Origin of the sequence: Pseudogemmobacter faecipullorum (genome assembly GCF_020539525.1) — a bacterium.
GTDB lineage: Bacteria > Pseudomonadota > Alphaproteobacteria > Rhodobacterales > Rhodobacteraceae > Pseudogemmobacter > Pseudogemmobacter faecipullorum.
Genome location: NZ_JACDXX010000004.1, coordinates 100,058 through 113,947 on the forward strand (window position 1 = coordinate 100,058; position 13,890 = coordinate 113,947).

Consider the following 13,890-nt stretch of genomic DNA (forward strand, 5'->3'; position numbering starts at 1 on the left):
TGCTATCAGCCTGGGACCTTTGCGTAAACAGATCAGACTAAAGTCCGATGGGGGTCCGGGAAGAGCTTACTCCGGCCGGCCGCCGTTCTCGCCGCGCAGAAACAGCGCGGCTTCGGTGCGGTTGCGCAGCTTCAGTTTCTGCAGGATGCGCGTCATATGATGTTTGACGGTCTTTTCCTGCATCTTGGCCTCGCGCGCGATTTCCTTGTTGGACCAGCCACTTGCCACCAGCTGCAGAACCTCACCCTCGCGCGGGGTCAGTTGCTGCAGCATTTTTGCGGCATCGTTCAGGGTCTGAGAGGGCGGTGCCGGCTCTGCCGGAGCACTGGCCGAGGCGCTGAGAATACGGGCGGCCAGCGCGGGTGCGACATAGGATTCACCTCGCAGAATGCCGCGCAGGGCTTCGATCAGGGCCGGGCTGCCGATGCCTTTGACGATATAGCCCGCCGCACCGGCGCGCAGGCTGTCCATCAGATCCTCGCGCTGCTCGGAAGCGGTCAGAATCACTACCCGCAGCGCGGGCCAGCGCTCGCGCAGCGCCGTCAGCGCCGCCAGCCCGCCCCCGGGCATGGAAAGGTCGAGCAGCACCAGATCCGGGGCGGCAGAGGCAGCCAGCGCCAGCGCGGTTTCGGCCGAAGCGCCCTCGCCACAGATCGTGAACCCGCCGGCCTCGCTCAGCGTTGCGGCGAGGCCACGGCGAAAGATCGGGTGGTCGTCAATGATCAGAAGGCGGCTCATCGGGGCGGATCTCGCTTTGCTCGGTGCTGCCGTTCAGCCAGAGCGAAAGAAGCGTGCCCTGGCCCGGCGCCGTCTGCAGTATAAACCGCCCCTGCAGCGCCGCCACCCTTTCGCGCAGCCCGGAGAGGCCGAGGCCGGGGCCAGGCTGACTGGCGGCAAAGCCTGGCCCGTTATCGCGGATCTCGGCCAGCAGTCCGGTGCCCTCGTTTTTCAGGCTGAGCTGAACCTTCGCGCCCGCCGCATGACGGGCGGCATTGGCCAGGCCTTCCTGGACAAAACGATAGAGGCAGTTCTTTGCCTCCAGATCCAGCGCGGGCAGATCAGAGCTGCAGTCTGTCTCAATTTTTTGCCCGCTGCGCGCCTGCTGCGCCTCGGCAAGGCGTCCGGCGATACTGGCGGGGGTCCAGCGGTGCAGCTCGGGCAGAGCCATGCCCTGGCAGAGCTGGCGCAGCTCGGTCAGGGCCTCCTCCAGGGCGGCCTGAACCTGGTTTTCATCGCCGGGCTGGCCGTGGCGCAAAGCAGCATAGGCCAGCAGCTGGGCCGGGCCGTCATGGATATCTGCTGAAAGACGGCGCAGCATCCGCTCATTCAGCCCTGCCAGCCGGGCATTGGCCTGCCGGACCGAATCTGACAGGCGCGCATTCTCAGAAACAGTCTCTGATAAGGCTGAAATCTTCTCGCGCAGCGCCTGTCTCTGGCCGGCAATGATCCGGTCACCACGGGCGACCACCCCATAGATCAAAGCCCCCATGACCAGGGTTGCGGCTGCGACCAGCAGCCAGCTGCGCAGCCGGACAAGGTGCAGTTCTTCCAGCAAAGGGGCAGCGCGGGAATAAAACTCAGCGACACCGATCACCTGGCCGGTGCTGGCCGAACGGATCGGGCTATAGACCTCAAGCACCGGGGTCAGGGCCTCGCCGGTGCCACCAATGGCCTGGGGCGGAACCTGGCGCAGCTCGGCATAGACCCGGCCCCCCATCGCGGTCTGAAACCGCGGATTTTCCGGGTTGATCCGGCCCTCGAGACCGCTGCGGGTGCTGAAAGTGACCTGACCTTCGGGATCCCAGAGTTTGAAGGCCAGCACTTCAAGGCCAAGGGCGCCCTGGTTCAGGAGTTGGTTCAGTTCGGCCCGCGCCTCGCTGGCCTCAGCCTTGTAAATGGCGGGATCCTGGATTGCGGGGGTCAGGGTCGCATCGACATAAAGCGCGGTCACGGCCCCGGCATTGGTGGTGACGATGCGCTCGATCGTGTGAATCATCCACCAGCCGGTGCCCGCCATGCCGCAGATCAGTACGAAGCCGGTGGCCAGCAGCAGGCGGAGCCGCAGGTTAAAGCCGGAACGCTCAGGTCCTGGCCCGCTCACGTTTCGCCGCCTGCGACGGCGAAGGCGGCGTGGCCAGCGGCAAGGGCAATCACCAGATGGCCCCAGGGCTGCTGCCAGGGGCTGTGGCGGGTCGTGTTCTTTGGCACTGTCAGCGCGGCGCAAAACCGCCTGCCGTCGCGCTGCGCCGCAAGCCCGGCCCCGTTGACCGTAAGCCAGAGGTCAGTATCGGCGGCGCTGCCGCTGATGCGGATCATATCCTCCTGGTCATTCAGCGCCTCAATCGTAACCGAGAGCGTGACGGGCACGGCCTCCGGCCCTGGCTTTGTCACCGGCGGCAGCGGCAGATCCGGCGTGCGGGGGGCGGTTGCGGTGAAGGGGCTGATGCGTTCAAAAGCTGCGGCAAGCGCCAGCAATGCGCTGTCCTGCCAGGCCCGCCCGGCGAAGGTCAGCCCGCCTGGCATGCCGATATCCTCCATGATGCCCATCGGCAGGGTGACGGTCGGAATGCCGAGATGGCGGATCGTCAGATTGCCATTCGCCACCCAGGTGCCGTTGCGCCAGGCCAGATCGGCGCTGGCCGGATTCACATCGGCATCGGCCGGGCCGACATCTGCGACAGCAGGGAAGAGCACTGCATCCAGCCCCAATGCGTCCATCCAGGCCTCAAAATCCAGCTTTCTGGTATGTTCGAGACCTTTCAGACCTGCTTCCAGCTGAGGGATGGCCCGAAAATCGGTGATCGGATGATCCCGCATCCATTGCGGATAGAGCGCGATCCGGTCGTCAAAGCCGGTATAGCGATCCTGCAGCGCCGCCGCAGGACGGGGGAAAATCTGCGTACCATCGACATCCGCCAGCCGGTTCAGCGCCGGATTATTATTCGCGGCAAGGAAATCATCCCAGGCCCAGGCCGAAAGATCGGTGATCTCGCGCTGCAGATATCCGGCGGGGACCAGCCCGCGCGTGGCAATATCCGGCGCGCCAGGGCGATCACCCTCATAATTGCTGACCACCGGAAAATCGGTAACGACGACCTCCGCCCCTGCCGCCTCCAGCGCTGTCCTGGCTTTTTGCCAGAGCGCCAGCATCGCGGCGCGGGTTTCGATCCTCTGCCCGGTCGGCCCGCCAATCCCCGGCGATGCGGCGGTTCCGGCGAGGGGATCTGCATTGATATACATCGCCGGAATGCCAAAGCGTTTGCCCTGGAGCGAGGCCCCTGCCAGCGCGGGATATGAGGGCGGGCGGATCTTGGAGGGCGGGGGGATCGCGATCCAGGGCTGGGAGCGCCAGAAATCACCGCGCGTCTCGGGATCATCGGCGACGATCACCTCCAGCAGCGCCAGCATATCGGCCATATTGCGGCTATGCGGCACGACGACATCCATCGTCGGTACCAGCGGCCAGTTGCCCCGGACCGAAATTACCCCGCGTGACGGCGTATAGGCGCAAAGCCCGTTATTGGCGGCAGGGGCGCGGCCCGAGGACCAGGTTTCCTCACCAAGGCCAAAGGCGGCAAAGCTGGCAGCGGTTGCCGTGCCCGAGCCATTCGATGAGCCCGAGCCGAAAGCGGCGGTCAGGTAATCTGCATTCCAGGGGCTTTCGGCCCGGCCATAAAGGCCGCGCTGCATACCGCCATTGGCCATGGGGGGCATATTGGTCAGGCCGATCAGCACTGCCCCGCCGGCGCGCAGCCGGGCAATGGCAAAGGCATCCTCCTGCGCGATCAGATCACGGAAGGCGGGGGATCCGGCTGCGACACTCAGCCCGCGCACTTTATAGCTGTTCTTGGCGGTATAGGGGATGCCGTCGAGCGGCCCGAGCAGCCGCCCTTCGGCCCGGCGCTGGTCAGAGGCGCGCGCCTCGTCAAACAGTGCCGGATTGAGCACCGGCACCGCGTTGAGGCGAATGCCGTGCCGGTCGAAATGCGCAATGCGGTTCAGATAGGCTGCAGTCAGGGCGACCGAGGTGATCTCTCCGGCCGCCAGCGCCGCCTGAAGGTCTGCGATCCGGGCGGCGGTCAGCTTCATTTCCGGGCGCATGGCTGATGCTGGGTGATGCAATGCACGCCACCGCCACGGGCGAAAATCTCGCGCGCGTCTACGGTGACGACCCGACGGCCTGGATAGGCGGCGCCGAGAATGTCGGCGGCGCGGGCATCGGCTTTCGCCTCACCAAAACCGCAGGCAATGACGCCGCCATTCACCACCAGATGGTTGATATAGCTCCAGTCGTTAAAGCCGCCCTGATCATGGATCGCTTCGGGCGCCGGAACCGGGATCAGCTCAAGCCTGCGGCCTTTGGCATCGGTTTCAGTCTCTAATATGGCCCGGATACGCGCCATGACCGCATGGTCAGGGTGTCCCGCATTCGGCTGATCATGGATCAGCACCCTGCCAGGGCTGGCGAAAGTGGCGACGATATCGACATGGCCACGGGTGCCAAAGCTGTCGTAATCGCGGGTCAGGCCCTGGGGCAGCCAGATCACCTTTTTCGCGCCGAGTGTGCGGGCAAATTCGGCCTCGATCCGGGCCTTATCGGCCAGGGGGTTGCGGTCGGGATCGAGCTGCACGGTTTCGGTGGCAAAGACTGTGCCATCGCCATCGGTATGAATGCCGCCGCCCTCATTCACCAGCAGCGACGAGACCACCGGCACCCCGGCGATCCCGGCGATGAAGCGGGCCAGCCCCCGGTCATTCTGCCATTCCGCCGGATCCGGCGCGCCCCAGGCGTTAAAGATCCAGTCGACGGCGGCAAGGCTGCCATCACCGGCCTGAACAAAGGTCGGACCGGAATCACGGGTCCAGAAATGCTCGATCGGGCGTTCGATCACCTCGATGCCCGAGCCGAGCATGTTTTTCGCCCGGGAGATTTCGGTCGGATCGGCGATCATGGTGACCGGCTCAAATTCGGCCACGGCATGGGCGACAGCCGTCCAGGCCTGATAGCCCGCCTCGCGCGCGGCGCTGCTCTCGCCAAGCGTGGCGCTTTCGCGCGGGAAAGCCATCCAGACCCGATCCTGTGGCGCAGTCTCGGGGGGCATATACCAGGACATCGGGCGCTCTCCATGCCGATTTGATTTGATCAAACCATGGCAGAAGCCCGGGCAGAGGCAATCCCTGATCTGCGGGCCCCCGGCGCTGTCTGCTCAGCCCTGCAGCGCCGCCTCAACCGCCAGGGCGAGCGAGAGCAGGCGCCCGTCGCCCTGACGCTGGCCGACCAGCTGCAATCCCACCGGCAGGCCATCGGCAAAGCCGGCGGGCAGGCTGATCGCCGGGCAGGGGGCAAAGAGGTTAAAGGGCGAGGTCATATCGAGGCCGTGATAACGCCCCTCCGGGCCGGTCAGATCGTGAAGCGCATCGCTGTCAGTGGCGGGGGGCGCCGGTTTGGCGCAGCTCGGGCAGAGCAGCACATCATAGCGGTTCAGCACATCGGCCAGCGGGTGCCAGAAGCGGCTGCGCTCCTCTTCAAGCTGTTTGTAGCGGATCGCGCCCATATCGCGCGCGCTTTCCATCAGCGCGACCAGGTGCGGATCCATCTGATCGCGGTGATCGCGCAGCGCATCCCCCCAGGCGGCGGCCAGGGTTACCCCCCAGATCTCGCCCCAGAGATCATTGATGCGCCGGGTCCAGGGCAGGGTGAGTTCCTCGACCAGGGCGCCCGCTTCGCGCAGCTTTGCGGCTGCCTCATCGAGCCGCGCCCTCACGCCCGGATGCAGCGCATAATAGCCAAGATCGGGCGAGTATGCGATGCGTTTGCCCCTGAGGCCGGCCCGCTCCATGCACAGCGGTTCGGGCCGGGTCTGCGATAGGATATCGGCATTATCCGGCCCCTCGCTGACCTGCAGAAACAGCATTGCCTCGGCGACGCTGCCGGCCAGCGGGCCAAAATGCGAAATATCGTCGAAACAGCCAGGCAGGATATCCATCGGGATCCGCCCGAGCGATGGCTTCAGCCCCACCACGCCGCAAAGCGCCGCCGGAATGCGCACCGAGCCGCCCATATCCGTGCCCTCGGCCAGCGGCACGCAATGGCTGGCCACCGCGACCGCCGCCCCGCCGGAGGATCCGCCAGGGCTGCGGCTGGCATCATGCGGATTGCGGGTCACACCGTAGCGCGGGCTTTGGGTAAAGCCGGAATAGGCAAATTCCGGCGTCGTGGTCTTGCCGATGATGATGGCCCCGGCCGCCCTGAGCCGCGCTATGATCACCGGATCCCGCTCACCGGGCAGATCAGGCTGCGACCATGAACCCCGCGTCGCCGGATGGCCGCGCGACGGGGTGAAATCCTTGATCGCCACCGGCACCCCGGCGAGCGGGCCCGGGGCCTCTCCTGCCGCCAGCCGGCGATCGAGATCACGGGCGATGCTGAGGGCCTCATCCTGGAAAATACGGGTAAAGGGGTTGAGCACCGCCTGGACCTCGCAGGCGCGTTCGAGGCTGGCGCGGATCCGGTCTTCTGCGCTGAAATGGCCTGAACAGAGCCGCTTTACCGTTTCACTTGCGGATAGCCGGGCCAGATCAGAGGCAGGAGAAAGCGTCATGGTGCAGCCTTTCATCGTGGGCCCTGGCGCAGTCCGCCGGGCAGTGGATCGGGAAGAGCCTGGAACGGAAAGGGCAGGCTGGCGCGCGTAAAACAGACCGGAGCGGAGCCGGAGGCGAAGCGCAAGCGCCCCCTGACCGGCAGCGGCTGGAAAATCTGGCGGTGATGCAGCCCCCGGCCGCAGCTTTCGCAGGCCGCGCAGCAGGGCGCTGCGGGGCCCTGGCTTTCCCGCAGCATATTCCAGGCCCCTGGCAGCAGCCCGGCGAGAGTGGCGCTTTCCGCCATCAGGGCTGCATCCGCAGCGCTGGTCTGCTCCGGTTGATTTTCCGGGAGCGCAGCAGAGCGGCAGGCGAGCGCCGCACCGCCCGACCAGGACATTTGTTTTGTATGAAGTCTGAGCGGCAGCTACCGGAATGGGGCGCTGATAAAACGGCTCTGATCAGGCTGAAATGATCGAAATGCCCTGACAAAAACGGTCGACTGCAGCCCCCATCGGCCTGACATGGGCGGTTTCAAGACCGGGGATCACCACTTCGGCGATAGAGGCTGCGGCGCGCTCCGAAATAACCGGCTGGCAGGGCATGGCCCGCCAGCCAGGTGGTGCGGCCCCTGCTGCCAGTGTTTTATGCCATGGCGGTTTCAGCCCTCTGCCCGCAGCTCCGGCGCAATGCCGCTTTTTTCCATGTTCCTGAGGGCAGAACAGCGAGGCCAGGACTGATCGCCGGATCCCTGGCCGGGATCTGCAGCTTTGCGGGATCTGGCGCGCGCGGGGGGGCCTGTCGCTCGTGACCGGGCCGGGCGGGGCGATGGGACAGGGCTCCGCGCGCTGTTCTTTGCCGCCGGGGAACCGCTTTGCAGCCCCAGGGTGCAGAATGACGGTTCTCGTTTCCGGGGAAGAAGGTTAATCAGGTGGCACTGACCTGAAGGACTGCTGCCGATGACCCATGCCTCGCCGCTCTCGCTGTTCTCGCTTGCCGGAAAACACGCGCTTGTCACCGGGGCCAGCCGCGGGCTTGGCCAGGCGATTGCCCGGGGGTTGGCCGGAGCAGGGGCCGAGGTCACCGTCACCGCCCGCAGCCTCGCGGCGCTGGAAGAGACGCTGGCGCTGATCGGCCGCGCGGGGGGCACCGCCCGGGGCCTTGTGCTTGATCAGCGCGATACGGCCGGGATCAGCCGGGCGCTGGGGCCGGGCCGGTTTGACATCCTGGTCAATAATGCCGGGGTTGAAGAGATCTGCCCCTCGGCTGAGGTCAGGGAAGAGCTCTGGGATAAAATCATCGACACCAATCTGAAGGGCGCCTTCTTCACCACCCAGGCGGTGGCGCGGGGCATGCTGGCGCGGCGGCAGGGCGCGATCATCAATCTGTGCTCGCTGACTTCATATGTCGGCGTTCCGACCGCCACGCCCTATGGCAGCTCAAAATCGGGTCTGCTCGGGATGACGCGGGCGCTGGCGGCGGAATGGGCGGGCCAGGGGCTGCGGGTCAATGCCATTGCCCCGGGATATTTCCGCACCGAAATGACCGAGGTGTTTTACCAGGATGAGGCCTGGGCCAGAAATATGGAGGCAAAGATCCCCCAGGGCCGCTTTGGCCAGGGTGAAGATCTGACCGGCGCGGTAATCTTCCTTGCATCCGACGCTTCGGGCTATATCACCGGCCAGTGTCTGGGCATCGACGGTGGCTATCTGGCGGCGATCTGAGGCATAGCCGCGCGTAATCGGGCCGCTCCGCCTCCGGGCTGGAACTGTCCGTATCTAACTATATATATCGATGGGCAGAATGGCCAGGATTGCAGCACAGATCACGCGCAGGCATTGCGCATTCCTCGGGGGGAAGCCGCAGTGAGCACGAAACCGGCCCGCGCGCCCGCTGATACAGCGCCCGCCGTTCTGGTGCGTGGCGTCGATATGGATTTCGGCACTGGTGCGCTGGCGGTGAAAAATGCCGGTTTTGCGCTGGAGCAGGGACGGTTTCTGACCATTCTTGGCCCCTCTGGCTCGGGCAAGACCACGCTTTTGCGCATGATTGCCGGATTTGAGGCCCCAAGCCGGGGCGAGATCCTGATCGGGGGCAAACGCTCGGATGCTGTGGCACCGCATCGCCGCTCGATCGGCATGGTGTTCCAGAAGCTCGCGCTTTTCCCGCATATGACAGTGGCCGAAAACGTGGCCTTCCCGCTGAAAATGCGCCGCTTTGACCCGAAGACCATTCCGGCCCGGGTGGAGCGTTATCTTGATCTGGTGCGGCTTTCAGGCTTTGGCAATCGCCGGGTGCATGAGCTGTCCGGGGGCCAGCAGCAGCGCGTGGCGATTGCCCGGGCGCTGGTATTTGAACCCGATCTGCTCTTGCTCGATGAGCCGCTGGCGGCGCTGGACCGCAAGCTGCGCGAGGAAATGCAGCTGGAGTTCCGCCGCATCCAGAAAGAACTCGGCGTGACCACGATCAACGTCACCCATGATCAGCGCGAGGCTCTGGTGGTCTCGGATGAGATCATCGTCATGGATCAGGGGCAGATCCGCCAGCATGCTGCCCCGGTCGAGATGTACCGCCGCCCGGCCAATCCCTTCGTGGCGCATTTCATCGGCGTGACCTCATTCCTCGAGGGGCGGCGCAGTGCGCGCGGGCTTGAGGTGAATGGCATTGACTGCGCCGGAGCGGCGCCAGCTGATCTGGCCCCGGGCCTGCCCGCGCTGGGCGCGATCCGCGCCGAGCAGATCCGCCTCGCGCATAAAGCCGGGGCGCTGGCGGGCTGCGATACCATTCTTGAGGGCCGCATCCGCGATGTGGTGTTCGAGGGCGAACGGCTTTTGTGTTTCGTAACGGTGCCGGCGCCTGGCGTCGAAGTGCAGATCTATCATCACGACCCGGAAGGCCAGGCCCCGTTTGAGCCCGGGGCCCAGGTTGTACTGGGCTGGAAGGCAGCCGATCTGCTGCTTTTCCCGCGCGACAGCCAGCACTGAGCAATCTGGCTTTGCGTCAAACCCAACAGGAGAGCTGAGACATGACCCAATCCTTTTTCCGTCCGACCCGTCGCTCTTTGCTGCGCGGCTCGGCCGCTGCGGCAGGCGCTGCGCTGATCTCTGGCCTGCCCGCCAGCCGGCTGCTGGCCCAGGATGCGCCGGCGAAACCGGCTGAAATCATCGTCCGCGCCTGGGGCGGCTCCTGGGTGGCGGCGCTGCAGAAGGGGGTGTCGGATCCCTTCACCGCCGCAACCGGCATTCAGGTGCGCCATGACCTGACCGAAGATAATGAAATCCAGCCGAAAGTCTGGGCGGCCGTGGCCCAGGGCCGGATGCCGCCGATCCATGTGAACTGGGACACCACCGTCAATGCCACCAAATCGGCGTTGCGCGGCGTGACCGAGGATCTGTCGGGTCTGCCGAATCTGGCCAATACCACCGAACTGGCAAAGCCGGTCGGGCTGGAGGGCTATCCGATCGTCAATACCTATGGCTATGTCTATGTGCTGGCCTATCGTCCCGAGGCTTTCCCGGATGGTGCGCCGACCTCGTGGAATGTGCTGCTTGATCCGAAGTTCAAAGGCCGGATCGCGCTTTATAACGACGGCATCGGCTTCCACTTCCCGGCTCAGGTCGCGGGTGGTGGCAAGCTCGAGGATATTCCCGGCGATATGACCGCCGCCTGGGAATTCATCGCCAAGGTGAAAGAACAGCAGCCGCTGCTGGGCGAGGATCCTGATTTCACCAACTGGTTCCAGAATGGTGAGATCGATCTGGCCTGCACCATCTCGACCAATGCGATTGAGGCAAAGAAGAACGGCGTCGATATCGCCTGGACCGTGCCGGAAGAAGGCGCGAAATTTGACACCGATGGTCTGTGGATCCCCAAAGGCCTGCCGGAGAATGAGCTCTACTGGGCGAAGGAATACATCAATTTTGCCTTGTCGCAGGAAGCGCAGCAGGTCTGGTGTGATGGCCTTGGCCTGCCGGGCGTGGTGCCGGGCCTGACCCCGCCCGAAGGCCTGGCCGGGGATGCCTCTTATCCGACCACCCCGGAAGAGATTGCAAAGCTGATCCGCATCCCGACCCCGGTTCAGGTCGAGAATGAGAGCGCATGGTTCGGCAGGTTTAAAGAGATCATGCAGGGCTGAGGGCAGCCCGGGGGGAGAAGCGCTCTCCCCGGACCCCCGCGCTCTGTCGCTTCTGCCGTCCGGCATCGCCCGGGCGGCTGTTTCAGGAAGACAAGATGCCCCCCTCTGATTTCCGATATCCGCTGCACTGGCGTCTGATGGACGCGGTTGAGCGCCTGTCCGAGCTGGTCTGGCCGCGCAGATGGGCGCATCTGACCGGCTGGCTGTTTATCATGCCCGCGCTTTTGCTGGTGGGGCTGCTGGTGCTGGGGCTGGTGCAGATGGCGGATCAGTCGCTGCGCGTGCTCGATACCGCGACCTTCCTGCCCTCTGAGCACTGGTCACTGGAAAATTATGAAAAAGCGCTGGGGACGAAGGTCTATCTGACCGTTGCCTGGCGGTCGGTCTCGGCGGCGCTGCTGACCACTTTCTTCACGCTGCTGCTGGCTTTCCCCTATGCCTGGGCGCTGGTCCGGACCCGAAAACCCTGGATCCGCAAGGCGCTGCTGATCGTTTTGTTCCTGCCCTTCTTCATTGGTCAGGTGGTGCGGGCCTATGGCTGGCTGATCATTCTCGGCAATTCCGGCATGGTGAATGAGGCTTTATCGCTGGTTGGCGTCGCGCCGGTCCGGCTGCTCTTCAACTATTGCGCCGTTATCTTTGGCCTCGTGCAATATATGCTGCCCTTTGCGGTGCTGCTGCTGGTGCCGGCGCTGGCGCAGATCCCCGAGGAAAGCGAAACCGCGGCCGCCTCGCTTGGCGCTTCCTGGCCGCGTATCTTCTGGCATGTTCTGCTGCCGATGGCGAAAAGCGGGCTGATCGGGGCGGGGCTGGTGGTCTTTACCCTGACCCTGACCGATTTTGCCGTGCCTGCGATGCTGGGCGGCGGCAGCCAGGATTTCATCGCCAATGCGATCTATGATCAGTTCTTCCGCACCGCTGACCAGGGCCTCGGCTCGGCGCTGGCGCTGATGCTGGTGGCGGCGGGCTCGGTCCTTGTTGGCCTTGTCTTCCTGATCTTCGGCGCCGGCACTTTGTCGATGGGGGGGCGCAAATGATTTCGGCCTCGCAGAAATGGGTGATCGGCCTCATGGTCGGCTTCACCATCCTGACCCTGTCGCTGCCAACCCTGGTGGTGCTGGGGGCAAGTTTTACCGCCGGCAATATCATCGCCTTCCCGCCCCAGGGCCTGTCGCTGCAATGGTATGAGAAAATCGCCCTCGCGCGCGATCTGCAGCAGGCCTTCCTGCGCTCGCTGATCGTGGCCGGGATCTGCACGGCGGTGGCTTTGCCGGTGGGCACCCTGGCCGGGATTGCGCTTTCGCGGCTGCGGCTGCGCTTTACCGCCGCGATCCAGGTCTATCTGCTGTTGCCCTTTACCATTCCGCTGATCGGATCGGGGATCGGGCTGATGCTGGTCTTCGGGGAATGGCGCGTGCTTGGCAGCCTCTGGCCGGTCGGCATGGCCTGTGCGGTGATCAACCTGCCCTTTATCATCTGGTCGGTCTCCTCCTCGGCGGTGCTGCTCGACCCCGATCTGGAGCTGGCGGCGCAGAATTGTGGCGCCGGGCGGGTGCAGACCTTTGTCCATGTCACCCTGCCTGCGGTCATGCCTGGCGTGATCACCGGCAGCCTGCTGATGTTCATCCTGGCGATGAATGAATTCCTCGTCAGCCTGCTTCTGACCGATGCCCGCATCGTCACCCTGCCGGTGCTGATCTATAATTCGATCCGGTCGATCATCACCCCTGACCTTGCGGCGGTGTCGGTGGTGTTCATCGTGATCGCCCTCGCTGCGATCTGGCTGCTTGACAGGCTGGTCGGGCTTGAAATCTTCCTGAAATCTAAATGACAACCGGGGTGCCAGCTATGGCTGAGGTGAATTTTAAAGTTCTGTCCGAGCTGACGACTGAGGGGCGTGCAGAGCTGCTGAAGCGCTCGGAAACCGATCTTTCTTTCTTCCTTGAGCGCGTTCCGGCGATCATTGAGGCGGTGAGGACCGAAGGCGATGCGGCGCTTGTCCGCTTTGGTATCGAACTCGACAAAGCCGAAGGCCTGACAGCCGGGACGCTGAAAGCCTCAGAAGCCGAGTTTGATGAGGCTTTCGCCACCCTTGATCCCAAAGTCACCGAGGCGATCCGCTACGGTATCGAAAATATCCGCTCATTCCATGAAGAGCAGCGTCCCGAGCCGATGTTCCTGAAGGAAATCCGCCCCGGTGCTTTCGCGGGCGACCGTTTCCTGCCGATCGATTCGGTCGCGCTTTATGTGCCGCGCGGTAAGGGCTCTTTCCCTTCGGTGACCATGATGACCTCGGTGCCTGCCGTGGTGGCGGGTGTGCCGAACCTGGCGATTTTCACCCCGCCGATCCCGGGCGGTAAGGTCGATGCCGCCACCCTGGTTGCCGCGCGCCTGGCGGGCGTTGAGACGGTTTATAAAGCGGGCGGTGCCCAGGCGGTGGCGGCCGCAACTTTTGGCACCCAGACCATTAAGGCTGCGCATAAGATCGTCGGTCCGGGCAGCCCCTGGGTGGTGGCGGCCAAGCGGCTGCTGGCAGGGCATATTGATCCCGGCCTGCCGGCTGGCCCCTCGGAATCGATCATTTTCGCCGATGAGACCGTGCATGGCGGCCTCGCGGCAATGGATCTGCTGATCGAGGCCGAACACGGCCCCGACAGCTCGGCCTGGCTGGTCACCAATTCGCGCCGCGTCGCCGAAGAGGCGCTGGCAGCCCTGCCGGGGCACTGGGCGAATATGACGCCGCAGCGGGTCGAATTCTCGCGCGCGGTGCTGACTGGCCAGACCGGTGGCATCTTGCTGGTTGAGACGCTCGACGAGGCCTATGCCTTCATCAATGATTACGCGCCCGAGCATCTGCAGCTGCTCTCGGAAGTGCCGTTTGAGCATCTGGGCAAAATCACCGCCGCGGCTGAGGTGCTGATGGGGCCGCATACCCCGGTGTCGATCGGTAATTTCTGCCTTGGCCCGAACTGCGTTCTGCCGACTTCGCGCGGGGCACGCACCTATGGCCCGCTGGCGGTGAGTGATTTCCTGCGCCGCTCGTCGGTCGGTTATGTGACCCGCCCGGCCTATGCTGAACTGGCGGCTGCGGCCAAAACGCTCGCCGATTACGAAGGCTTCTCCAGCCATGCCAATGCGGTCTCGCCTTTGCGCGACCAGTATCTGAAAGGCTGAGG

11 protein-coding genes are annotated in these 13,890 nt (G+C 64.5%); 6 read left to right on the forward strand and 5 right to left on the reverse strand.

What is annotated here, in order from left to right; genetic code table 11:
- Positions 1-66 precede the first annotated feature (66 nt).
- From H0485_RS05690 to H0485_RS05710, 5 genes are all read right to left on the reverse strand, one after another.
- A complete protein-coding gene (locus H0485_RS05690; protein ID WP_226934398.1) occupies positions 67-738 on the reverse strand; it encodes a response regulator in 672 nt (223 codons plus the stop codon).
- Positions 716-2,101 (reverse strand): sensor histidine kinase, encoded by a 1,386-nt coding sequence (locus H0485_RS05695; protein WP_226934399.1) that lies wholly within the window; start codon positions 2,099-2,101, stop codon positions 716-718. The genes H0485_RS05690 and H0485_RS05695 overlap by 23 nt, the downstream gene beginning before the upstream one ends.
- A complete protein-coding gene (locus H0485_RS05700; protein ID WP_226934400.1) occupies positions 2,098-4,089 on the reverse strand; it encodes an amidase in 1,992 nt (663 codons plus the stop codon). The genes H0485_RS05695 and H0485_RS05700 overlap by 4 nt, the downstream gene beginning before the upstream one ends.
- Entirely contained in the window at positions 4,086-5,114 is a 1,029-nt protein-coding gene (locus H0485_RS05705) for an agmatine deiminase family protein (RefSeq protein ID WP_226934401.1), read from the reverse strand. Before H0485_RS05705 ends, H0485_RS05700 begins: the two co-directional genes overlap by 4 nt.
- Positions 5,115-5,207: 93 nt before the next feature.
- Positions 5,208-6,602, reverse strand: a complete 1,395-nt coding sequence (locus H0485_RS05710; protein ID WP_226934402.1) for an amidase — start codon at positions 6,600-6,602, stop codon at positions 5,208-5,210.
- 936 nt (positions 6,603-7,538) lie between these two features.
- Here H0485_RS05710 and H0485_RS05715 point away from each other — a divergent pair.
- From H0485_RS05715 to hisD, 6 genes are all read left to right on the forward strand, one after another.
- On the forward strand, positions 7,539-8,303 hold the full coding sequence (locus tag H0485_RS05715; protein ID WP_226934403.1) for a glucose 1-dehydrogenase: 765 nt from the start codon (positions 7,539-7,541) through the stop codon (positions 8,301-8,303).
- A 141-nt stretch (positions 8,304-8,444) separates the two neighbouring features.
- Positions 8,445-9,563 (forward strand): ABC transporter ATP-binding protein, encoded by a 1,119-nt coding sequence (locus tag H0485_RS05720; protein ID WP_226934404.1) that lies wholly within the window; start codon positions 8,445-8,447, stop codon positions 9,561-9,563.
- 41 nt (positions 9,564-9,604) lie between these two features.
- Positions 9,605-10,714 (forward strand): ABC transporter substrate-binding protein, encoded by a 1,110-nt coding sequence (locus H0485_RS05725; protein ID WP_226934405.1) that lies wholly within the window; start codon positions 9,605-9,607, stop codon positions 10,712-10,714.
- Positions 10,715-10,809: 95 nt separating this feature from the next.
- Positions 10,810-11,751 carry an ABC transporter permease gene (locus H0485_RS05730; RefSeq protein WP_226934406.1) on the forward strand — a complete coding sequence of 314 codons (942 nt, stop codon included), beginning with the start codon at positions 10,810-10,812 and terminating at the stop codon, positions 11,749-11,751.
- The gene (locus tag H0485_RS05735; RefSeq protein WP_226934407.1) at positions 11,748-12,545 is read left to right on the forward strand and encodes an ABC transporter permease; all 798 of its coding nucleotides are present in this window, start codon (positions 11,748-11,750) and stop codon (positions 12,543-12,545) included. Before H0485_RS05730 ends, H0485_RS05735 begins: the two co-directional genes overlap by 4 nt.
- A 17-nt stretch (positions 12,546-12,562) precedes the next feature.
- Entirely contained in the window at positions 12,563-13,888 is a 1,326-nt protein-coding gene (gene hisD, locus H0485_RS05740; protein WP_226934408.1) for a histidinol dehydrogenase, read from the forward strand.
- Positions 13,889-13,890 lie beyond the last annotated feature (2 nt).

Bases quoted from the DNA above. Each gene is read 5' to 3' on its own strand.
- H0485_RS05725 (WP_226934405.1), top strand. From the start codon at position 9,605: ATGACCCAATCCTTTTTCCGTCCGACCCGTCGCTCTTTGCTGCGCGGC.
- H0485_RS05710 (WP_226934402.1), bottom strand. From the start codon at position 6,602: ATGACGCTTTCTCCTGCCTCTGATCTGGCCCGGCTATCCGCAAGTGAA.
- H0485_RS05715 (WP_226934403.1), top strand. From the start codon at position 7,539: ATGACCCATGCCTCGCCGCTCTCGCTGTTCTCGCTTGCCGGAAAACAC.
- H0485_RS05730 (WP_226934406.1), top strand. From the start codon at position 10,810: ATGCCCCCCTCTGATTTCCGATATCCGCTGCACTGGCGTCTGATGGAC.
- hisD (WP_226934408.1), top strand. From the start codon at position 12,563: ATGGCTGAGGTGAATTTTAAAGTTCTGTCCGAGCTGACGACTGAGGGG.
- H0485_RS05690 (WP_226934398.1), bottom strand. From the start codon at position 738: ATGAGCCGCCTTCTGATCATTGACGACCACCCGATCTTTCGCCGTGGC.
- H0485_RS05735 (WP_226934407.1), top strand. From the start codon at position 11,748: ATGATTTCGGCCTCGCAGAAATGGGTGATCGGCCTCATGGTCGGCTTC.
- H0485_RS05700 (WP_226934400.1), bottom strand. From the start codon at position 4,089: ATGAAGCTGACCGCCGCCCGGATCGCAGACCTTCAGGCGGCGCTGGCG.
- H0485_RS05705 (WP_226934401.1), bottom strand. From the start codon at position 5,114: ATGTCCTGGTATATGCCCCCCGAGACTGCGCCACAGGATCGGGTCTGG.